Source organism: Mycobacterium sp. NPDC003449, from assembly GCF_053588415.1.
The window spans coordinates 1-21,575 of the sequence record NZ_JBSFPX010000073.1 but is presented as its reverse complement, the minus strand read 5'-3'; the positions used below and the strand labels follow the sequence as shown (position 1 = coordinate 21,575).

At 68.5% G+C, this 21,575-nt stretch carries 20 protein-coding genes and 1 pseudogene; 14 read left to right on the top strand and 7 right to left on the bottom strand.

The genetic code is table 11. The features are described 5' to 3' along the window. Positions 1-116 precede the first annotated feature (116 nt). Both ACWDTP_RS19160 and ligA read left to right on the top strand, forming a co-directional pair. A complete protein-coding gene (locus ACWDTP_RS19160) occupies positions 117-710 on the top strand; it encodes a class I SAM-dependent methyltransferase (protein WP_450022571.1) in 594 nt (197 codons plus the stop codon). 85 nt (positions 711-795) lie between these two features. Continuing rightward, the gene (gene ligA, locus ACWDTP_RS19155; protein WP_450022569.1) at positions 796-2,865 is read left to right on the top strand and encodes an NAD-dependent DNA ligase LigA; all 2,070 of its coding nucleotides are present in this window, start codon (positions 796-798) and stop codon (positions 2,863-2,865) included. A 7-nt stretch (positions 2,866-2,872) separates the two neighbouring features. Here the strand turns inward: ligA and ACWDTP_RS19150 are convergent, their stop codons facing one another. Next, positions 2,873-3,532 (bottom strand): amino acid-binding protein, encoded by a 660-nt coding sequence (locus tag ACWDTP_RS19150; protein ID WP_450022538.1) that lies wholly within the window; start codon positions 3,530-3,532, stop codon positions 2,873-2,875. A 91-nt stretch (positions 3,533-3,623) separates the two neighbouring features. Here ACWDTP_RS19150 and gatC point away from each other — a divergent pair, with 91 nt between their 5' ends. From gatC to ACWDTP_RS19135, 3 genes are all read left to right on the top strand, one after another. Continuing rightward, positions 3,624-3,923, top strand: a complete 300-nt coding sequence (gene gatC, locus ACWDTP_RS19145; RefSeq protein ID WP_450022567.1) for an Asp-tRNA(Asn)/Glu-tRNA(Gln) amidotransferase subunit GatC — start codon at positions 3,624-3,626, stop codon at positions 3,921-3,923. Then, positions 3,920-5,413: an Asp-tRNA(Asn)/Glu-tRNA(Gln) amidotransferase subunit GatA gene (gatA, locus tag ACWDTP_RS19140; protein WP_450022536.1), complete on the top strand. Its 1,494-nt coding sequence runs from the start codon at positions 3,920-3,922 to the stop codon at positions 5,411-5,413. Before gatC ends, gatA begins: the two co-directional genes overlap by 4 nt. 105 nt (positions 5,414-5,518) lie before the next feature. Beyond that, the gene (locus ACWDTP_RS19135; protein ID WP_450022534.1) at positions 5,519-6,550 is read left to right on the top strand and encodes an ATP-dependent 6-phosphofructokinase; all 1,032 of its coding nucleotides are present in this window, start codon (positions 5,519-5,521) and stop codon (positions 6,548-6,550) included. A gap of 79 nt (positions 6,551-6,629) precedes the next feature. Here the strand turns inward: ACWDTP_RS19135 and ACWDTP_RS19130 are convergent, their stop codons facing one another. Continuing rightward, entirely contained in the window at positions 6,630-7,319 is a 690-nt protein-coding gene (locus tag ACWDTP_RS19130) for an NAD(P)-dependent oxidoreductase (protein ID WP_450022532.1), read from the bottom strand. Between the two features lie 75 nt (positions 7,320-7,394). Here ACWDTP_RS19130 and ACWDTP_RS19125 point away from each other — a divergent pair, with 75 nt between their 5' ends. Continuing rightward, complete coding sequence (locus ACWDTP_RS19125; protein ID WP_450022530.1) at positions 7,395-7,874, top strand: MarR family winged helix-turn-helix transcriptional regulator; 480 nt, start codon at positions 7,395-7,397, stop codon at positions 7,872-7,874. Positions 7,875-7,938: 64 nt separating this feature from the next. Beyond that, positions 7,939-9,453 carry an Asp-tRNA(Asn)/Glu-tRNA(Gln) amidotransferase subunit GatB gene (gatB, locus tag ACWDTP_RS19120; RefSeq protein WP_450022529.1) on the top strand — a complete coding sequence of 505 codons (1,515 nt, stop codon included), beginning with the start codon at positions 7,939-7,941 and terminating at the stop codon, positions 9,451-9,453. 10 nt (positions 9,454-9,463) lie between these two features. On the opposite strand, the gene ACWDTP_RS19115 is transcribed toward gatB, so the two are convergent. Together ACWDTP_RS19115 and ACWDTP_RS19110 are read right to left on the bottom strand one after the other, a co-directional pair. Then, positions 9,464-10,105 (bottom strand): TetR/AcrR family transcriptional regulator, encoded by a 642-nt coding sequence (locus tag ACWDTP_RS19115; protein WP_450022527.1) that lies wholly within the window; start codon positions 10,103-10,105, stop codon positions 9,464-9,466. Positions 10,106-10,236: 131 nt separating this feature from the next. Continuing rightward, positions 10,237-11,358: a PQQ-dependent sugar dehydrogenase gene (locus ACWDTP_RS19110; RefSeq protein WP_450022525.1), complete on the bottom strand. Its 1,122-nt coding sequence runs from the start codon at positions 11,356-11,358 to the stop codon at positions 10,237-10,239. A 135-nt stretch (positions 11,359-11,493) separates the two neighbouring features. Between ACWDTP_RS19110 and ACWDTP_RS19105 the strand changes: the two genes are divergently transcribed. Further along, a complete protein-coding gene (locus ACWDTP_RS19105) occupies positions 11,494-12,336 on the top strand; it encodes a DoxX family protein (protein WP_450022523.1) in 843 nt (280 codons plus the stop codon). A 3-nt stretch (positions 12,337-12,339) separates the two neighbouring features. Here ACWDTP_RS19105 and ACWDTP_RS19100 read toward each other — a convergent pair whose 3' ends face one another. Then, complete coding sequence (locus tag ACWDTP_RS19100) at positions 12,340-12,738, bottom strand: PH domain-containing protein (RefSeq protein ID WP_450022521.1); 399 nt, start codon at positions 12,736-12,738, stop codon at positions 12,340-12,342. A 285-nt stretch (positions 12,739-13,023) separates the two neighbouring features. Here ACWDTP_RS19100 and ACWDTP_RS19095 point away from each other — a divergent pair, with 285 nt between their 5' ends. The 3 genes from ACWDTP_RS19095 to ilvC are packed head-to-tail and all read left to right on the top strand — an operon-like array spanning position 13,024 to position 16,445. Beyond that, positions 13,024-14,880: an acetolactate synthase large subunit gene (locus ACWDTP_RS19095; protein WP_450022565.1), complete on the top strand. Its 1,857-nt coding sequence runs from the start codon at positions 13,024-13,026 to the stop codon at positions 14,878-14,880. 2 nt (positions 14,881-14,882) lie between these two features. Continuing rightward, entirely contained in the window at positions 14,883-15,389 is a 507-nt protein-coding gene (gene ilvN, locus ACWDTP_RS19090) for an acetolactate synthase small subunit (protein WP_450022519.1), read from the top strand. Between the two features lie 54 nt (positions 15,390-15,443). Next, on the top strand, positions 15,444-16,445 hold the full coding sequence (gene ilvC / locus ACWDTP_RS19085; protein ID WP_450022563.1) for a ketol-acid reductoisomerase: 1,002 nt from the start codon (positions 15,444-15,446) through the stop codon (positions 16,443-16,445). 69 nt (positions 16,446-16,514) lie between these two features. On the opposite strand, the gene wrbA is transcribed toward ilvC, so the two are convergent. Both wrbA and ACWDTP_RS19075 read right to left on the bottom strand, forming a co-directional pair. Continuing rightward, positions 16,515-17,126, bottom strand: a complete 612-nt coding sequence (gene wrbA, locus ACWDTP_RS19080; protein WP_450022517.1) for an NAD(P)H:quinone oxidoreductase — start codon at positions 17,124-17,126, stop codon at positions 16,515-16,517. After that, entirely contained in the window at positions 17,123-18,553 is a 1,431-nt protein-coding gene (locus tag ACWDTP_RS19075) for a phytoene desaturase family protein (protein WP_450022515.1), read from the bottom strand. Before ACWDTP_RS19075 ends, wrbA begins: the two co-directional genes overlap by 4 nt. Positions 18,554-18,627: 74 nt before the next feature. Here ACWDTP_RS19075 and serA point away from each other — a divergent pair, with 74 nt between their 5' ends. The 3 genes and pseudogenes from serA to ACWDTP_RS19060 all read left to right on the top strand — a co-directional run. Next, a complete protein-coding gene (gene serA / locus ACWDTP_RS19070; protein WP_450022513.1) occupies positions 18,628-20,223 on the top strand; it encodes a phosphoglycerate dehydrogenase in 1,596 nt (531 codons plus the stop codon). Then, on the top strand, positions 20,220-21,230 hold the full coding sequence (locus ACWDTP_RS19065) for a 3-isopropylmalate dehydrogenase (protein ID WP_450022511.1): 1,011 nt from the start codon (positions 20,220-20,222) through the stop codon (positions 21,228-21,230). Before serA ends, ACWDTP_RS19065 begins: the two co-directional genes overlap by 4 nt. A 252-nt stretch (positions 21,231-21,482) precedes the next feature. Further along, a pseudogene (locus ACWDTP_RS19060) lies at positions 21,483-21,575 on the top strand (mycobacterial-type methylenetetrahydrofolate reductase); the annotation flags it as partial.

Genomic DNA, 21,575 nt, shown 5'->3' with positions numbered 1-21,575 from the left:
CGGCCTTGGGCCCGATCGATGAGCGGATCGGCCACCGCCACGTACCCGCCCCGGTCCGGAGAAATTAGATTAGGCTTACCTAAATTATCGAGGAGGTGTCGATGTCCACGACCTGGCTGGATTCGCTGACCCGGCAGACGCGCCGAGCGACCGGAACGTTTCCCTACCCTCATCAGGCCGCGTTCTTCCTGAACAATCCACTCCGCCGACTACTGGGAAACCACGAGCGGGCGGCGAAAGCGCTAGGGCTGACCGGGTCGGAGCGGGTCCTCGAGCTCGGTCCAGGGCCCGGATACTTCAGCGCTCCGATCGCCCGCAGGCTGACCACGGGCCGTCTCGACCTGTTCGACCTGCAGCCCGAGATGCTGGACAAGGCAAGGCGATCGCTCGAGCGCGCCGGCTTCTACAACGTCGGCTTCCAGGCCGGTGACGCCGGCGCGGGGTTGCCTTTCGACGACGCCACCTTCGACGTGGTGTTCCTGGCGGCGGTGATCGGCGAAGTGCCCGATAAGCGGGCATGTGTCCAGGCGTTGCACCGGGTACTCAAACCGGGCGGGCTGCTGGTGTTCCGTGAGGGTTTCCCCGATCCGGACCGGCTGAGCGTGACCGATCTGCGCGAGCTGGTCGATATCGACGATTTCGTCTTCCAGGACGCCATCGGCGACAGGTGGCACGACATCGTGCGGTTCCGGCGGTTGCCGGTTCCGTGAGCCGTCCGGTCCTGCCCGGGATGTCGGCGGGCTCCGTTAACCTGCCAGGGTGAGTGCGAAGCCAACCGGAGATCCCGAATCGGTGCTGCCCGAGCAGCCCGACGCCGACCTGCGGCGACGGTGGCAGGAACTCGCCGACGAGGTGCGTGAACACCAGTTCCGGTACTACGTCAAAGACGCACCGGTCGTCTCCGATGCCGAGTTCGACACGCTGTTGCGTGAGCTGGCGGCCCTCGAAGACGCGCACCCCGAGCTGCGCACCCCCGATTCACCGACCCAGCTGGTCGGCGGGGCCGGGTTCGCCACCGAATTCGCCCCCGCCGAACACCTGGAGCGAATGTTGTCCCTGGACAACGTGTTCGACTCCGACGAGCTGTCCGCCTGGGCGGCCCGGCTCAGCGGTGAGATCGGCGACGCCGCGCACTACCTGTGCGAGCTCAAGATCGACGGCGTCGCCCTGGCCCTGGTCTACCGCGACGGGCGGCTGGTCCGGGCCGCCACCCGCGGCGACGGGCGCACCGGCGAGGACGTCACCCTCAACGCCCGCACCATCGACGACATCCCCGTGCAGCTCAGCGCCTCCGACGAGTTCCCGATACCCGCGGTGCTCGAGGTCCGCGGCGAGGTCTTCTTCCGGGTGGCCGACTTCGAGGAACTCAACGCCGGGCTGGTCGCCGAGGGTAAGCCACCGTTCGCCAACCCGCGCAACAGCGCCGCGGGCTCGCTGCGGCAGAAGAACCCCGCTGTCACGGCGCGGCGCAAGCTGCGGATGATCTGCCACGGTCTGGGCCGGGTGGAAGGCGCCGACGGGTTTCCGTTCGACACGCTGCACGACGCCTACCGCGCGCTCGGACAGTGGGGTCTTCCGGTCTCCGAGCACACCACCAAGGTGTCCGGCGTCGCGGCCGTGGCCGAGCGGATCGCCTACTGGGGTGAACACCGCCACGACGTCGAACACGAAATCGACGGCCTTGTGGTCAAAGTCGATGAGGTCGCGCTGCAGCGCAGGCTGGGTTCGACGTCGCGGGCACCGCGCTGGGCGGTGGCCTACAAGTACCCGCCCGAAGAAGCCACCACCAAGCTGCTCGACATCCGGGTCAGCGTCGGGCGCACCGGCCGGGTCACCCCATTCGCCTATATGGAGCCGGTCAAGGTGGCGGGCTCCACCGTCGGGCTGGCCACCCTGCACAACGCGACCGAGGTCAAACGCAAGGGTGTGCTGATCGGGGACACCGTGGTGATCCGCAAGGCCGGTGACGTCATCCCCGAGGTGCTCGGCCCGGTGGTCGACCTCCGCGACGGCACCGAACGCGAATTCGTCATGCCCACCAACTGCCCGGAGTGCGGCACCCTGCTGGCCCCGGCCAAGGAGGGTGACGCCGACATCCGCTGCCCCAACACCCGCAGCTGCCCGGCGCAGCTGCGGGAGCGGGTGTTTCACGTCGCGGGCCGCGGCGCCTTCGATATCGAGGGTCTGGGATACGAGGCCGGGATCGCGCTGCTGCAGTCCGGGGTGATCACCGACGAGGGCGACCTGTTCACCCTGACCGCGGAGGATCTGCTGCGCACCGAGCTGTTCACCACCAAGGCCGGTGAGCTGTCGGCGAACGGCAAGCGGCTGCTGGCCAACCTCGGCAAGGCCAAGGCGCAGCCGTTGTGGCGGGTGCTGGTGGCGTTGTCGATCCGCCACGTCGGGCCGACCGCGGCGCGAGCACTGGCCACCGAATTCGGCAGCCTCGACGACATCGTGGCGGCCCACGAGGAACAACTCGCCGCGGTCGAGGGGGTCGGGCCCACCATCGCCGCCGCGGTGGTGGAGTGGTTCACCGTCGACTGGCACCGCACGATCGTCGACAAATGGCGCGCGGCGGGGGTCCGGATGGCCGACGAACGCGATGCGGGCATCGAGCGGACGCTGGAGGGCCTGTCGATCGTGGTCACCGGCTCGTTGCCGGGTTTCTCCCGCGACGAGGCCAAGGAGGCGATCATCAGCCGTGGCGGCAAGGCCTCCGGCTCGGTGTCGAAGAAGACGGCCTACCTGGTGGCGGGCGATGCGCCGGGGTCCAAATACGACAAGGCCGTCGAGCTGGGCGTGCCGATCCTCGACGAGGACGGGTTCCGGCGCCTGCTCGCCGACGGGCCGGACACCGAATGAATGCGGGTCAGCGCAGGATCGTCGCGACGATCCCGGCCAGATAGCCGAGCCGGGCCACCTCCGAGGGCCGGAACTGAGGGCCGCCGGGGCGACCCAGCATGACCGCGGTGTGGTGATCGCCCAGCGGGGCGGCGGCCAGTGCGGTGCCGAGATCGCGCCACACCTGTGGCACCCAGTCGGCGGTGGCGTCGAGTGCGGCCGCGGACGCCAGGGGCAGCCACGGAGCGGATTCGGCCTTCGTCTCGGGCGCCCCGTGACTTCCGGCGAGCCGCTGCGCACCGGTCCCGGTGGACCGGACCACCGTGCACCAGCCCACCCGCAGCACCCGGGGGGCTTCCTCGGCGAGCACCAGCAGCCGCCCGGCCCTGGTGTCGGCGGCAGCGACGTGGTCGATCAGCTCGAGCTCGCGGTGCGCCTCCAGCAGGCCGGTGTGCGGCCGGATGCTGTCCACATAGACACCGGCCAGGTTCTCGGCGGCCGTGATCAACGAGTCCGGCATGGCGCCGGCGGGCAGCTCGACCACCAGATCGTCGACCGCGTAACCCGTGCCGCGTTCGACGACGTCGAGGGACAGGATGTCGGCGCCCACCGACCCGAGCGCCACAGCCAGGGAACCTAGGCTGCCCGGTCGATCCTCGAGCTGGACCCGCAGCAGATACGAAGGCACGCGCAACACTGTGGCACAGCGGCGCTCCGCGGGCATTCCGGCGTGCTGCCGCTGTGAGGAGCCCATGACGGCTTGGCTAGGCTGCATTGTCGTGTCGCAGATCTCCCGAGATGAGGTGGCCCACCTGGCGCGTCTGGCCCGGTTGGCGCTCACCGATGACGAGTTGGACGGTTTCGCCGGCCAGTTGGACGCGATCCTGGGTCACGTCGGCCGGATCCAGTCCGTCGACGTCACCGGCGTCGAGCCGACCGACAATCCCCTCAAGGACGTCAATGTCACCCGGCCCGACGTCGTCGTGTCCTGCCTGAGCCAGGACGAGGCGCTGGATGCCGCGCCGAAGGCAGAGGACGGCCGGTTCGCCGTGCCGCGAATTCTGGGAGAACCCGAATGACGAGTGCGAATGGCGACCTCACCCGCCGCGACGCCGCGACACTGGCCGCCCAGATCGCGGCCAAAGAGGTGTCGTCGACCGAGGTGACCCAGGCACACCTGGACCAGATCGCCGCCACCGACGACCGATTCAACGCCTTCCTGCACGTGGGCGCCGAGGCCGCGCTCGCCGAGGCCGGCCGGATCGACGCCGCCGTGGCCGCCGGTGAGCCGCTGCCCTCGCCCCTGGCCGGGGTGCCGCTGGCGCTCAAGGACGTGTTCACCACCACCGACATGCCGACCACCTGCGGGTCGAAGATCCTGGAGGGCTGGCGTTCACCGTACGACGCGACCGTCACCGCGCGGCTGCGGGCGGCGGGCATCCCGATCCTCGGCAAGACCAACATGGACGAGTTCGCGATGGGCAGCTCGACCGAGAACTCCGCCTACGGCCCGACCCGCAACCCGTGGAACACCGACCGGGTGCCCGGCGGGTCCGGCGGCGGCAGCGCGGCCGCGCTCGCGGCCTATCAGGCGCCGTTGGCCATGGGGTCCGACACCGGCGGGTCGATCCGCCAGCCCGCCGCCTTGACCGCGACCGTCGGCGTCAAGCCTACGTACGGCACGGTGAGCCGGTACGGCCTGATCGCCTGCGCCTCGTCGCTGGACCAGGGCGGGCCGTGCGCCCGCACGGTGCTCGACACCGCGCTGCTGCACCAGGTGATCGCCGGGCACGATCCGCGGGACTCCACCTCGCTGGATGCCGTGGTGCCCGATGTGGTCGGTGCGGCCCGGGACGGTGCCGGGGGCGATCTCAAGGGCGTGCGGGTCGGCGTGGTCAAACAGCTGCGCGGTGAGGGCTATCAGCCGGGCGTGCTGGAATCGTTCAACGCGGCCGTCGAACAGCTCACCGCACTGGGCGCCGAGGTCAGCGAGGTCGACTGCCCGCACTTCGACCACGCCATGGCGGCCTACTACCTGATCCTGCCCTCCGAGGTGTCGAGCAACCTGGCCCGGTTCGACGCGATGCGGTTCGGGCTGCGGGTCGGCGACGACGGCACCCACAGCGCCGAGGAGGTCATGGCGCTCACCAGGGCCGCCGGATTCGGCCCGGAAGTCAAGCGCCGCATCATGATCGGCACCTACGCGCTGTCGGCCGGCTATTACGACGCCTACTACAACCAGGCGCAGAAGGTCCGGACCCTGATCGCCCGCGATCTGGACCGCGCGTACGAGAGCGTCGACGTGCTGGTGTCGCCCGCGACCCCCACCACGGCGTTCGCGCTGGGGGAGAAGGTCGACGACCCGCTGGCGATGTACCTGTTCGACCTGTGCACGTTGCCGCTGAACCTGGCCGGGCACTGCGGTATGTCGGTGCCGTCGGGACTCTCGCCCGACGACGGCCTTCCGGTCGGGCTGCAGATCATGGCGCCAGCGCTGGCCGATGACCGGCTGTACCGGGTCGGCGCCGCGTACGAGACGGCCCGCGGGGCGTTGCCCGGCGCGCTGTAGCCCACCCGGCCGCGGCGAGACCGGCTGCCGGTGCGCCATCGCGATCTCCCTGCGGTTTCGGAGCCGACTCGGCGGGGCGGTGGTTCGCCGGGCAAGATAGGCGTCATGCGTATCGGAGTTCTCACCGGCGGCGGTGACTGTCCTGGCCTGAACGCGGTGATCCGGGCGGTGGTGCGTACCTGCGATGTGCGGTACGGGTCCTCGGTCGTGGGATTTCAGGACGGTTGGCGCGGCCTGCTGGAGAACCGAAGGGTCCAACTGGCCAACGACGACCGCAACGACCGGCTGCTGGCCAAGGGCGGCACCATGCTGGGTACCGCGCGGGTCAATCCCGAGAAGCTGCGGGCCGGTCTGGACCAGATCAAGCAGACCTTGGAGGACAACGGCATCGACGTGCTGATCCCGATCGGCGGGGAGGGCACGCTGACCGCGGCGCACTGGCTGTCCGAGGAGAACGTGCCGGTGGTCGGGATCCCGAAGACCATCGACAACGACATCGACTGCACCGATGTCACTTTCGGCCACGACACGGCCCTGCAGATCGCCACCGAGGCCATCGACCGCCTGCACAGCACCGCCGAATCCCATCAACGCGTGATGCTGGTCGAGGTGATGGGCCGGCACGCCGGGTGGATCGCGCTCAACGCCGGCCTGGCCTCCGGCGCGCACATGACGCTGATCCCCGAGCAGCCGTTCGACGTCGAAGAGGTCTGCCGGCTGGTCAAACAGCGCTTCGTGCGCGGAGATTCGCATTTCATCTGTGTGGTCGCCGAGGGGGCCAAGCCCGCCGAGGGTTCGATGCTGTTGCGGGACGGCGGTATCGACGAGTTCGGCCACGTCCGGTTCACCGGGGTGGCTCACCAACTCGGTGTCGAGATCGAGCAGCGGATCAAGAAGGAGGTGCGCACCACGGTGCTCGGCCATGTGCAGCGTGGTGGCACCCCGACGGCCTACGACCGGGTGCTGGCCACCCGGTTCGGGGTCAACGCCGCCGACGCCGCGCATGCCGGTGAGTACGGGATGATGGTGTCGCTGCGCGGGCAGGACATCGGCCGGGTCTCGCTGGCCGACGCCACCCGCCATCTCAAACTGGTGTCGCAGAGCCGCTACGACGACGCCGCGGAGTTCTTCGGCTGACCTCCTCCGCGCGAGCAGACGCAAAGCTGCCTATTTTCCGCGAAGAATGGGCAGGTTTGCGTCTGCTAGCGGGAGAAAATCAGGCGCTCTTGAACGCCTCCTGACGCAGTAGCTGCCACATCGACGGCGTGTCGACGAGCGTCGAGATCGTCACCGTACCGACCTCTTCGGTGCGGCCGGCCAGCTTGAGCAGATAGTCGGCCAGATCGGTGCGCGATGTATAGGCACCTAGTGGATTCTGTTGTCCGGCACGGTAATCGGTGACATACGGCAGATCGAACAGCCCGGAGGGGCGCACGATGGTCCAGCGCAGGCCGCTGTCGGCGACGATCGCCTCCATCCGGCGCATATCGTCGTAGAGCGTCTTGCCGAAGATCCGGGTGATCGCCGGCTGGACCAGCCGCAGCGCGAACGGCAAACCGTGGGTGGGGTAGTCGCCGATGGCCGCCGAGCTGACCGCGGCCAGTCGCTGCACGCCGGTCCTGCGCATGGCGTCGACGATGTTGGTGATGCCCACCGAGTAGGTGTCGACCTCGTCGCGGGTGAAGGTGACGCCCAGGGTGGACAGCACGGCGTCGGCGCCATCGATCACGCCGGGCAGGGTGCCGGCGTCCCGGACATCGGCCCGGGCCACCGTCAGCCCGGTTCCGGTGACCGGGAACTCGTCGGGGTGGCGGGTCACCGCGACCACGGAATGCCCGTGGTCGAGGGCCCGACGGGTCAGGTCCCGGCCGGTCCCGCCGTTGGCGCCGAAGATGACGATGCGCATCACAACCTCCAGATAGTCACTTAACAGTGATTATCACTGTAAATGACAATCATCTCTGGTGCTAGTGTCCGGTCCATGGCCGACGACACCACCGGAATCGCCGAACTGCACCAGCGCATCCCGTTCCTGCTGTCCCAGCTGGGCGTCTACATCGCGGGCGATTTCGTCGAGCGGCTGGCTCCGCACGGGGTCGGGCCGCGGACGTATGCCGTGCTCATGGCGCTGACCGCCGACGACGGGCAGTCCCAGCGGCAATTGTCGGAACGGCTGGGCATCCACCGCAATGCGATGGTCACCGTCGTCGACAAACTCGAGGAGCAGGGGCTGGTGGTCCGCAAGCCCCACCCCGCCGACCGGCGGGCGTTCGCGGTGACGCTGACGGCCGGGGGGCGCGAACTGCTGCCCGTCCTCGACGCGCAGGCACGTGACGAGGAGGAGCAGGTCGCCGCGGTACTGACGCCCGACGAGCGGGCATCGTTGCTGGCGCTGCTGCAACGGGTCTCGGCCGGTCTCGACCTGAGCCCGGGTGTACACCCGAAGCTCGCCGAGGGCTGACGCTCGCGTCGGGGCGGCGATGCTGACGGCGGTCGGGATCGCGCCGGACCTTAGGATCGGTGTCATGACCGTTGCATCCACCGCCGAACTCGTCGACTACGACGACGTCATCGCCGCGTACGAACCCGTCATGGGGATGGAAGTGCACGTCGAGCTGTCGACGGCGACCAAGATGTTCTGCGGATGCGCCAACCGTTTCGGTGCCGAGCCCAACACCCTGGTCTGCCCGGTGTGTCTGGGGCTTCCCGGTTCGCTGCCGGTGCTCAACCAGGCGGCGGTCGAGTCGGCGATCCGGATTGGGCTGGCGCTCAACTGCCGGATCGCGCCGTGGGGCCGGTTCGCCCGCAAGAACTACTTCTATCCGGACCAGCCGAAGAACTACCAGATCTCCCAGTACGACGAGCCGATCGCGATCGACGGGTACCTCGACGTGCCACTCGAGGACGGCACCACCTGGCGGGTGGAGATCGAACGCGCCCACATGGAGGAGGACACCGGCAAGCTGACTCATCTGGGCAGCGACACCGGCCGCATCGCCGGTGCGACGACATCGCTGGCCGACTACAACCGGGCCGGCGTGCCGCTGATCGAGATCGTCACCCGGCCGATCGAGGGAACCGGTGAGCGTGCCCCCGAGATCGCCCGCGCCTATGTGACCGCGCTGCGGGACCTGCTGCGCGGCCTGGGGGTGTCGGATGTGCGGATGGACCAGGGGTCGATGCGGTGTGATTCCAACCTGTCGCTGAAACCCAAGGGCGCCACCGAATTCGGCACCCGCACCGAGACGAAGAACGTGAACTCGCTCAAGAGCGTCGAGGTGGCGGTGCGCTACGAAATGCGCCGTCAGGCAGCGGTTCTGGGATCCGGTGGCACGGTCACCCAGGAGACCAGGCACTTTCACGAGGACGGCTACACCTCACCGGGCCGCAGCAAGGAGACGGCGCAGGACTACCGGTACTTCCCCGAACCCGATCTGGAGCCGGTCGCACCCAGCGCCGACCTGGTCGAGGAGTTGCGGGCCACGATCCCCGAGCTTCCCTGGTTGGCGCGCAAGCGGATCCAGGAGGACTGGGGCATCTCCGACGAGGTGATGCGTGACCTGGTCAACGCCGGCGTGGTGGAACTGGTGGCGGCCACCGTCACGCACGGGGCGTCCAGCGAAGCCGCCAGGGCCTGGTGGGGCAACTTCCTGGTGCAGAAGGCCAATGAGGCGGAGCTGGCGGTGTCCGATTTGGCGATCACCCCGGCCCAGGTCGCGGCCGTCGTGAAGCTGGTCGACGAGGGCAAGCTGTCGAACAAGCTGGCCCGCCAGGTCGTCGAGGGCGTGCTGGCGGGCGAGGGCGAGCCCGAGCAGGTGATGAGCGATCGCGGGCTTGCGGTGGTGCGTGACGACTCGGTCATCCAGGGCGCCGTCGATGACGCGCTGGCCGCCAATCCCGATGTGGCGGAGAAGATCCGGGGCGGCAAAGTGGCTGCGGCGGGCGCCATCGTCGGCGCGGTGATGAAGGCCACCAAGGGGTCGGCCGATGCGGCGCGGGTGCGTGAGCTGGTGCTGGCCGCGTGCGGCCAGGCCGGCTAGGGCCGGCCGGCTACGTCGTGGCCAGCGGGGCCAGGCCGGTGAACAGCCGCATGGCCTCGGTGGCGTACCGCTCGAGCCGTTCGCGTGGATAGCGGTCGGGATCGACCACGGCCAGCCGGCCCAGCATCTCGGCGAACGACAGCATGGTGTGGCCGAGTAACCCGACATCGAGATCGGCCAGCCGTGGATCGAGCGCGGAACCGGCTCTGACCAACTCCTGGGCCTCGATGACCACCTGCGATCTGGCGGTGCGGACCGCGGCGCGGTACGCGCGCGGCGCGGTGTCGGGCACGGTGAGGATGAGTGCCCACCGGGTCGGATTCTCCAGGACGGCCCGGATGTACGCCGAGACGATGGCGGTGTAGGCATACGTCGGGTCGATGACCGAGACGTCGTCGGGCATCGCAACCCGCACCTGGGCCAGACCGTGTTGATACTCGCGGGCGAAAAGAGCGGTGACCAACTCCGTCCTGGTCCGGAATGCCGTGTACAGAACGGGTTTGCCGACACCGGCGGCCTTGGCCACCGATTCCATATTGAGCTCGTGCAACGAGCGCTCGGCCAGCACCGTCAGTGCGGCGTCGAGAAGTTGCTGGCGCCGTTGTTCACGAGGTAGCCGCTGCGCGTATCTGCGCCGTTGGCGGTCAGGCACCCGGCCAATGGTACGTCATCGCACGTAGATGCCGGGATGAGGACCAACCGGGATGAATGCAACCCGGCTGTTCGCTCAAGCTGTGGCAAACTTCACACCCGGGCCGGGCCCGCATCGAAATGCGTTGTGCATCAGGTCTTATCGGCGTTGGTCCGAGGGAAGCCGCCGCCCTGTGGGAACAGTGGGAACACCACGTCGTCGAGTTTCTCGGCATCGCCCGCGGTCCGGTTGACCGTCGCCCCCCACACATTGCCGTCCGGGGACAGTTGCAGCGCCCACGCATGGCCGCGCACATTCTCCCGGATCACCTCGGGGTCGCCGGTCACCGCCCCGCTGTCCGGTGCCAGCCGGACCGCCACGGTCTTCTTGGCGTTGACCAGATTGACCAGGACGGTGCCGTCGAGCGCCGCGCATCCGGCCACCCCCGGCCGGTCCGGCCAGGTCCACACCGTCGACACCTTCGAGTCCCGGGTCATGCGCTGCAGCCGGTCGGCCGACGCGGTGCGGTCAGTGACATACAGCGACCCGTCGGACGGATCGATGCACATCCCGCCGCCTGCGCCAATACCGGACATCGCCGTCGTGATCGGCGCCTGGTTGACCGTGGTGGGCTGTTCGATGCGCAGCACCTTGCCCGCCAGAGAGGCGGGGTCGGCGGCCTGCCCCGGATCGCCCGCGTCGCCGGTCTGCACCAGCAGGGTGGTCGGGCTGGTGAAGATCAGCGATCCGGTGTTGCCGGTGGCGCCCTTCGGGATCCCGGTGAGGATCGGCTTGGGCACGTCGCCGTCGGCGATCCGGACCACCTGGTTGTCGGACGGCGTGCTGACGTAGGCGTACATCAGGCGGTCCTGGGAATACGTCGGGGACAGCACGATGTCCATCAGCCCGCCGTCACCGGCCGGATCGACCGGAATCACCGTCTTGACCTTCGGCTCGGCTTTCACCGACACCTCTTTGACCGCGCCGGTGGTGCGCTCGGCCACGAGCGCGGACTGGCTGTCGGGACCCATGATCAGCCCGCTGGTGCTGTCCAGGCAGCCCTGCATCACCCCGGGCGCGGGGCATTCCTTGGGGAACGGCTTGGCCGGCAGCGGAGGCGGCGGGGGCGGGGTCGTCGTCGGCCCGGGCTGCATCTCGGGTTCGGTGGTGAACGGTTCCGACTGGGCAGCGTCGAACCGGGCGCAGCCCGAGCCCACCAGCATCGCGGCGCACAACACGGCGGCCACCTTCGTCATCCGCCGACGCGATTTCATGCCCGCCAGATTACGGATGCTCCCACGGTGCGCGCCACGCCGGCACGTCCCGGGCCTGCGGCACCGCCGTAATACCAGGCGAAAGCGCCGTGGTAAATACCCCGATCCCGACGAACTTGCACTTACCCTGGCAGCGTGAGCAGTCATTCGCAGGACTCTTGGCAACGCCCCGATTATTCCGGGCCCGGCGATGCTGCCCGGCCCGCATCGGCCAGCCTGGTCGATCCCGAAGACGATCTGCCCTCGTCGTCGTACGGCGGTGATTTCGAAACCACCGCGATACCGCGCTACGACTCGGGTAAAGGCGCTGATCAGGCGGCCTTCAGCCTGAGCAGTGAACCCGAACCGCTGCCGTATGTGTCCGGTGCCGGCCGGCCGCTGAGTGCGTTCCCGGTCGAACCCGCCGAGATCGAGCGTGACGAGTTCGTCGACGACCGCATCCGCGCCGCGGGCCGACGCGGCACCCAGGATCTCGGACTGCTGATCCTGCGCCTCGCGGTCGGCGGACTGCTGATCGTGCACGGCCTGCAGAAAGCCTTCGGCTGGTGGGGCGGCCCCGGGCTGGACGGTTTCAACACCTCACTGGGCGAGCAGGGCTTCAAATACGCCGACATCCTGACCTATGTGGCCACCGGCGGTCAGATCGCGGCCGGGGTGCTGCTGGTGTTGGGGTTGTTCACGCCCATCGCCGCCGCGGGCGCGCTGGCGTTCATGATCAACGGCGCCATGGTGGACCTGATGGCCGCCCACGAGGAAGCCCGGCTCGCGGACTTCCTGACCGACGGTCACGAGTACCGGCTGCTCCCGGTCGTCGTCACCGCCGCGATCGTCCTGACCGGTCCTGGCCGGTACGGATTCGACGCGGGCCGCGGATGGGCGCGTCGTCCGTTCGTCGGATCGTTCGTGGCGTTGCTGCTCGGGGTCGGCGGCGGGATCGGGCTGTGGATCCTGCTCAACGGCGCCAATCCACTCAGCTGATCTTCACGCGTACGGGTTGGGCACCCGCCCGCCGCTGACCTCGGCGAGCGTCGGCAGGGTGGCGAAGGTGACCGCGGGCAGCCGCAGGTCGGAACCGTCGGTGCGATGCGCGACCGCCCACGACGACCGGCCGAAACGCAGCCCCTCGATCTCGCTCCACGGCACCGTCCGACTGCCGAAAAGCGACCGCGCGGTCACGGTGTCGCGATCGGCGACCGTGCGGTAGCGCAGGATCGCATAGGACAGGCCGACCGGGATGAGCAGCAACAGGGTGAACCACACCGGGTTGGTCAGCACCAGCGTCAGCAGGCCGAGCGCGAAGAAGCCGACCGCGAAATGCGCCATGGGGGACATCCGGATGACGACGGGTGCGGTTGCGGATCGGCGAATCACAGCGCCCATCCTCGCATTGGCCTGCCGTGCGGACCGTCGGGCATCCCCGCTGGCTGACCGCAATTTGACCTTTGAGCAGTGCGACAGCTACCGTCACTGGTTATGCAGAACCTGGGATTGCTCGTAGTAATTGGTTGGCGCGTTGATGCCGCGCTGGCCCTCTGCCGGGCATAGCCAACAGCATCGACGCGCCACCCTCGTACAGCAGCCGCTGACGGGGGTTTTTTTGTTGCCACAAGCGCGTCAGCCAGCACAGACAACCGAGATTCCGTGACGATGAAACAAGAGGACACCGTGAGCGCACCGACAACGCGACCACCCAAGGGACAGGCATCCGCGCCGGCCAACGGCGCATCAGCAGCCGCATCGAACTCCGCTCAGGCTCAGCCGAATCGGGTTGCGCCCCAGCAGCTCACCGGTGCCCAGGCGATCATCCGCTCGCTCGAGGAGCTGGGCGTGGACGTCATCTTCGGCATCCCCGGTGGTGCCGTACTGCCGGTCTACGATCCGCTGTTCGATTCGCAGAAGCTGCGCCACGTCCTGGTCCGCCACGAGCAGGGCGCGGGCCACGCCGCGAGCGGTTACGCGCACGCCACCGGCAAGGTCGGCGTGATGATGGCCACCTCGGGTCCCGGCGCCACCAACCTGGTGACCCCGCTGGCCGACGCCCAGATGGATTCGATCCCGGTGGTGGCCATCACCGGACAGGTCGGCCGCGGACTGATCGGCACCGATGCGTTCCAGGAAGCCGACATCTCCGGCATCACCATGCCGATCACCAAGCACAACTTCCTGGTGCGCGACGGCGACGACATCGCGCGGGTCATCGCCGAGGCGTTCCACATCGCCAAGTCGGGGCGACCCGGGGCCGTTCTCGTCGACATCCCCAAGGACATCCTGCAGGGCACCTGCACCTTCAGCTGGCCCCCGCAGGTCGACCTGCCCGGCTACAAGCCCAACACGAAACCGCACAACCGTCAGATCCGCGAAGCCGCCAAGCTCATCGAGCAGGCCCGCAAGCCGGTGCTCTATGTCGGTGGCGGGGTGATCCGCGGCGAGGCCAGCGCCGAACTGCTCGACCTGGCCGAGCTGACCGGCATCCCGGCGGTGACGACCCTGATGGCCCGGGGGGCGTTCCCCGACAGCCACCCGCAGAACCTCGGTATGCCGGGTATGCACGGCACCGTGGCGGCCGTGGCCGCGCTGCAGCGCAGTGATCTGCTGATCGCACTGGGCACCCGGTTCGACGATCGGGTCACCGGCCAGCTCTCGACGTTCGCACCGGACGCCAAGGTGATCCACGCCGACATCGACCCCGCCGAGATCGGCAAGAACCGCAATGCCGATGTGCCGATCGTGGGTGACGTCAAGGCCGTGATCGCCGAGCTGAGCGCGGCGCTGCGCAAGTCCGGCAGCGCCGACACGCCGAGGCTGGACGACTGGTGGGAGTACCTGAACGGGATCAAGGCCACCTATCCGTTGAGCTACGGACCGCAGAGCGACGGCAGCCTGTCCCCGGAGTACGTCATCGAGAAGCTGGGTGAGATCGCCGGGCCCGAGGCCGTCTACGTCGCGGGCGTCGGCCAGCACCAGATGTGGGCCGCGCAGTTCATCAAGTACGAGAACCCGAAGACCTGGCTGAATTCGGGCGGGCTGGGCACCATGGGCTTCGCCGTGCCCGCGGCCATGGGCGCCAAGTTCGCCCGGCCCGACGCCGAGGTGTGGGCGATCGACGGCGACGGCTGCTTCCAGATGACCAATCAGGAACTCGCCACCTGCGCCGTCGAGGGTGCGCCGATCAAGGTCGCCCTGATCAACAACGGCAACCTCGGCATGGTGCGCCAGTGGCAGACGCTGTTCTACGACCAGCGGTACAGTCAGACCGATCTCTCCACACACAGCCGCCGCATCCCGGACTTCGTCAAGCTGGCCGAAGCGCTCGGTTGTGTCGGATTGCGTTGTGAGCGTGCCGAAGACGTCGAGGACGTGATCAACCAGGCCAGGGCCATCAACGACCGCCCGGTGGTCATCGACTTCATCGTCGGTGCCGACGCACAGGTGTGGCCGATGGTCGCCGCGGGCACGAGCAACGACGAGATCATGGCGGCACGCAACATCCGGCCGCTGTTCGACAACGAGGATCAGGTGTAGAGATGGCAGTCACGACTCACACCCTGAGCGTTCTCGTCGAAGACAAACCGGGTGTGCTGGCCCGGGTCGCGGCGCTGTTCTCCCGGCGCGGCTTCAACATTCAGTCGCTCGCCGTGGGCGCCACCGAGCAGAAGAATCTGTCGCGGATGACGATCGTCGTCTCGGTGGAGGACTTCCCGCTCGAGCAGATCACCAAGCAGCTCAACAAGCTGATCAACGTGATCAAGATCGTCGAGCAGGACGAGGGCAACTCGGTTTCGCGCGAGCTCGCCCTGATCAAGGTCCGCGCCGACGCCAACACCCGTGGACAGATCATCGAGGCGGTCAACCTGTTCCGCGCCAAGGTGGTCGACGTGTCCAATGAGTCCCTGGTGGTCGAGGCCACCGGGACACCGGGCAAACTGGAGGCGTTGTTGAACCTGCTCGAGCCGTACGGCATCCGCGAGATCGCCCAGTCCGGCATGGTGACCCTGGCGCGCGGGCCGCGCGGCATCGGCACCGCGAAGTAACCCCAGACCGCGAAAACGGAAAGAAAAGGAAGAAGATCCAAAGTGGCAGTTGAGATGTTTTACGACGACGACGCCGACCTGTCGATCATCCAGGGTCGCAAGGTCGCCGTCATCGGCTACGGCAGCCAGGGGCACGCGCATTCGCTGTCGCTGCGTGACTCGGGCGTGCAGGTGAAGGTCGGTCTGAAGGAGGGGTCGAAGTCGCGCGAGAAGGTCGCCGAGCAGGGCCTGGAGGTCGACACCCCGGCCGAGGCCGCCAAGTGGGCCGATGTGGTCATGGTGCTCGCGCCCGACACCGCGCAGGCCGAGATCTTCAAAAACGATATCGAGCCCAACCTGCAGGACGGTAACGCGCTGTTCTTCGGCCACGGTCTCAACATTCACTTCGACCTGATCGAACCTGCCGACAACATCACCGTCGGGATGGTCGCCCCGAAGGGCCCCGGCCACCTGGTGCGCCGCCAGTTCGTCGACGGCAAGGGCGTGCCCTGCCTGATCGCGATCGATCAGGATCCCAAGGGTGAGGGTCAGGCGCTCGCGCTGTCCTACGCCGCCGCGATCGGCGGTGCCCGCGCGGGTGTCATCAAGACCACCTTCAAGGAGGAGACCGAGACCGACCTGTTCGGTGAGCAGGCCGTGTTGTGCGGCGGCACCGAGGAACTGGTCAAGACCGGATTCGATGTCATGGTCGAGGCCGGCTATGCCCCCGAGATGGCCTACTTCGAGGTGCTGCACGAGCTCAAGCTCATCGTCGATCTGATGTACGAGGGCGGGATCGCCCGGATGAACTACTCGATCTCGGATACCGCCGAGTTCGGCGGCTACCTGTCCGGTCCGCGGGTGATCGATGCGGGCGCCAAGGACCGGATGAAGCAGATCCTCGCCGAGATCCAGGACGGCACCTACGTCAAGAAACTGGTCGCCGACGTCGAGAACGGCGGCAAGGAACTCGCCCGGCTGCGCAAGGAGAACGCCGAGCACCCGATCGAGGTCACCGGTAAGAAGCTGCGCGACCTGATGAGCTGGGTCGACCGGCCGATCACCGAAACGGCCTAGTTTCCACGCCGACTGGCCAGTTATTGCACGCCGAACGCGACAAAGCGCGCAATAACTGGCCTTTCGCGTTCAGGAGGAGAGGCGTTGTGCGACCCCGACCACCCGCCGGGCCAGGTGGTCGAGCGCGGCGATGGTCGGGTCGTCGAGCGCGGTGATGTTGTCGTGGTCGGCGGTCAGGCTCGTGCCGTACGGGTTGCCGTCGACGAACTTGAGCGGGTCGGTGTAGCCGGGTGGCACGATGACTCCGCCCCAGTGCATCAGCGTGGCGTAGAGCGTCAGCAGTGTGGTCTCCTGCCCGCCGTGCGCGGTGTTGGCCGAGGTGAAGCCGGCGTAGACCTTGTCGGCCAGCTTGCCTTCCGACCAGAGCCCGCCGAGCGAATCCAGAAATCCGCGCAATTGTGAAGCGACAGAGCCGAATCGGGTCGGCGAGCCGAAGATCACCGCGTCGGCCCACACGATGTCCTCGCCGGTGGCGGCCGATTGGTCCTTGGTGGCTTCATAGTTGGCGGTCCACGCCGGGTTGTGAGCGAACGACTCCGGGTCGCGGGTCTCGGCGACGTGGCGCAGGCGCACCTCGGCGCCCGCGCTCTCGGCGGTCGCGGCGACCCGCCCGGCCATGGTGGTGCCGTGACCGGTGGCCGAGTAGTAGATGACGGAGAGTTTGGTCTTGGAAGGGCTCACGGTGCCAGTTTAGGCAGAGTGGTGATGCCGAACTCGCGTTTGAGAACCGTTCGTGCGGCGTAGAAGCCGGCCATGCCGTGCACCCCGCCGCCGGGGGGAGTGGCCGACGAGCACAGATACGCCTTCGGAATCGGAGTGCTCCACGGATCGATCCGCGGCGTCGGCCCCCACAGTGCGCTGAGCATGTTGTTGCCGCCGACGCCGATATCGCCGCCGACCAGGTTCGCGTTGTGCGCGGTCATCCGCGACGCCGGGACGCTGCGTACCCTGACCACGACGTCGCGGAAACCGGGGGCGAACCGTTCGAGGACCCCGGTCACCGCCTCCGCCATATCGACCGTGGAGCCGCTGGGCACATGCGCATAGGTCCACAGAGGACGCCGGCCCTGCTCGTCGACCCGGGCCGGATCGGCGACATGGGGCTGCGCGGCGAGCACCATCGGCCATTCGGCGTGGCGGCCCGCGGCGATCTCGGACTCTGCCAACGCCATCCGGGCCCGGTCGCCGCCGAGGTGCAGGGTCGGTGCCGCGGCCAGCCTTTCGTCGGTCCACGGGATCTCGCCGGACAGCACGAAATCGACCTTGGCCACCCCCGGCCCGTAGCGATAGCGACGCAACGCCTTTGCGTAGCCGGGTGGCAGGGCGTGGCCGTATATCGACGACAACGCGGTGGGCGAGGTGTCGTAGAGCACCACGCCCGACGGTGGTTCGGTGACCCGCTCGCCGAGCACCAGTTCCCCGCCGAGGGCCAACAGATCGGCGATCAGCGCATCGGGGATCGCCTGCGACCCGCCGACCGGGATCGGCCATCCGACCGCATGTCCCAGCGTGGCGAGCATCAGTCCCGCGCCCGCCGACACCAGCGACGGCATCCGTGAAATCGTGTGTGCGGCAACCCCGCTGAACAGAGCGCGGGCGTCCTCGCCGGTCAGCGACCGCCACAGCGGGGTGCCCTGGGCCAGCAGCCGGGGGGCGACGCGCAGCGCGGCCGGAATCGACGGCGGGATCGAGCGTTTATCGCCGAGCAGCAGCCCGACCACCCCGTCGCAATCGGCGGCGAGCGGGCCGAGCAGGCGTCGCCACGAATCGCCGGACTCCAGTTCGGCGCAGGTGCGGTCGATATCGCGGTAGCCGATCGCCGAGGGACGTCCGGGCAGCGGGTTGGCGTAGGAGATGTCGGGGACCACCAGCCGCACCCCCCGCGCGCTCAGGTCGTAGGCGGCGAAGAACGGTGAGGCCAGCGCGAGTGGATGCACCGCCGAGCAGATGTCGTGGCTGACCCCGGGAAACTCCGGGTCGGGATGGGTGCGGGCCCCACCACCCGGAGTCGGTTGAGCTTCGATGACCTGCACCGACAGCCCCGCTCTGGCGCAGATGACCGCGGCGGCCAGCCCGTTCGGCCCGCTGCCGACGACTGTGACGTCCATGCCACCAGTACACCGCACAGGGAGGAACGGCGGCGGGGGTCGGCGTGTTTCGGCCCACACACTAGGCTGTCCGCGTGAGTCTCCCCGTTGTACTGATAGCAGACAAGCTCGCGGAGTCGACCGTTGCCGCCCTCGGTGACCAGGTAGAGGTCAGATGGGTGGACGGACCGGACCGGGAGAAGCTGCTGGCCGCCGTGCCGGAAGCCGACGCCCTGCTGGTGCGTTCGGCGACCACCGTGGACGCCGAGGTCATGGCCGCCGCTCCCAAACTCAAGATCGTCGCCCGTGCGGGCGTCGGCCTGGACAACGTCGACGTCGACGCCGCAACGGCCCGTGGTGTGCTGGTGGTCAACGCCCCGACCTCCAATATCCACAGCGCCGCCGAGCATGCGCTGGCGCTGCTGCTCTCGGCCGCGCGCCAGATCCCGGCCGCGGACGCCACGCTGCGCGAGCACACCTGGAAGCGGTCCTCGTTCTCGGGCACCGAGATCTTCGGCAAGACCGTCGGCGTGGTCGGCCTCGGCCGGATCGGTCAGCTGGTGGCGCAGCGGCTCGCGGCCTTCGGCGCGCACATCGTGGCCTACGACCCGTACGTGTCGCAGGCCCGCGCGGCCCAGCTCGGTATCGAACTGCTGACCCTCGACGAGTTGCTCGGCCGCGCCGATTTCATCTCGGTGCATCTGCCCAAGACCAAGGAGACCGCGGGGCTGATCGACAAGGCCGCGCTGGCCAAGACCAAGCCGGGAGTGATCATCGTCAACGCCGCCAGGGGCGGCCTGATCGATGAGCAGGCCCTGGCCGATGCCATCACCGGCGGCCAGGTCCGCGGGGCGGGCCTGGACGTCTTTTCCACCGAGCCGTGCACCGACAGCCCGCTGTTCGCGCTGCCCCAGGTCGTCGTCACGCCGCATCTGGGCGCCTCGACCGCCGAGGCACAGGACCGGGCCGGCACCGATGTGGCCGCCAGCGTGAAACTGGCGCTGGCAGGCGAGTTCGTGCCCGACGCCGTCAACGTGGGCGGGGGAGCGGTCGGCGAGGACGTGGCGCCGTGGCTGGACCTGGTCCGCAAGCTGGGTCTGTTGGTCGGGGCCCTTTCCGATGCCGCCCTGGTGTCGGTGGCCGTGCAGGTGCGTGGTGAGCTGGCCGCCGGCGGTGCAGAAGAGGTTGAGATCCTTCGGCTTTCGGCGCTGCGCGGACTGTTCTCGGCCGTGGTCGACGAGCAGGTGACGTTCGTCAACGCCCCCGCCCTTGCCGCCGACCGCGGTGTCACCGCGGAGATCAGCACCGCGACCGAGAGCCCCAACCACCGCAGCGTCGTCGATGTGCGCGCGGTGTACGCCGACGGGTCGGCGGTCAACGTGGCGGGCACACTGTCGGGCCCGCAGGAGGTGCAGAAGGTCGTCCAGATCAACGGGCGCAACTTCGATCTGCGGGCCGAGGGCTACAACCTCATCGTCAACTACAGCGATCAGCCCGGCGCGCTCGGCAAGATCGGCACCCTGCTCGGCGGGGCCGATGTCAACATCCTCGCCGCGCAGCTGAGCCAGGACGCGACCGGCGACAACGCCACGGTGATGCTGCGCCTGGATACCGATGTGCCCGAGGATGTGCGCGATGCGATCGCCGCCGCGGTCGGCGCGACCACGCTGAAAGTTGTGGACCTGTCGTGAAACTAGCGATCATCGCCGGCGACGGCATCGGACCCGAGGTCATCGCCGAGGCACTGAAAGTGCTCGACGTGGTGCTGCCGGGGGTGGACCGCACCGAGTACGACCTGGGCGCCCGCCGCTATCACGCGACCGGGGAGCTGCTCACCGAGCAGACCATCGACGAGTTGCGCTCCCACGACGCGATCCTGCTCGGCGCGATCGGTGACCCGTCGGTGCCCAGCGGGGTCCTCGAACGCGGCCTGTTGCTCAAGCTGCGGTTCGCCCTCGACCACCATGTGAACCTGCGGCCCGGACGGTTGTATCCGGGCGTCGACAGCCCACTGTCCGGGGTGTCGGGTATCGACTTCGTCGTCGTGCGTGAGGGCACCGAGGGGCCCTACACCGGCAACGGTGGTGCGCTGCGGGTCGGAACCCCGCACGAGGTGGCGACCGAGGTCAGCGTCAACACCGCATTCGGTGTCGAGCGGGTGGTGCGCGACGCGTTCGCGCGGGCCCAGTCGCGCCGCAAACACCTGACGCTGGTGCACAAGACGAATGTGCTGGCCTTCGCGGGCGGCCTGTGGTCGCGGATCGTGGCCGAGGTCGGTGCGGAGTTCCCCGACGTCGAGGTGGCCTACCAGCACATCGACGCCGCAACCATCCACATGGTCACCGACCCGGGCCGGTTCGATGTGATCGTCACCGACAACCTGTTCGGCGACATCATCACCGACCTGGCGGCGGCGGTGTGCGGCGGCATCGGGCTGGCCGCGAGCGGCAATATCGATGCGACCCGGGCCAACCCGTCGATGTTCGAGCCGGTGCACGGCAGCGCGCCCGATATCGCCGGCCAGGGCATAGCCGATCCCACCGCGGCGGTGATGAGCGTAGCCCTGCTGCTGGCGCATATCGGCGAGGCCGAGGCGGCCGCCCGGGTCGACAAGGCGGTCGGGGAGCACCTGGCCACCCGTGGCGACGCCACGCTGTCCACCGGTGCGGTCGGCGAGCGGATCCGGTCGCTGCTCTAGAACGGCCGAGCAGACACAAACCTGCCCCTTTTCACGCGAAAACGGGCAGGTTTATGTCTGTTCGCCACACCGCGGTGAGTTCGTCGGCGTCTCCGGGTCTATCTCCCAAATGAGAAATCCGCGTCACCGGGAGTCACCATGGGCCTCGTCCACATCGAAATGTTCGCCACGCTCGACCTCGTCGGGCAGGCGCCCGGCGGTCCCGACGAGGACCCCGAGGGGTTCGGATTCGGCGGCTGGCAGGCGCCCCTCGGCTTCGTACCCAAGGTGGAGACCAAGGTCGGGCTGATCAACTGGCTCATCCAGGACCCGGGCAACGAGGCCGTGGCCGCCGAACAGGAGTTC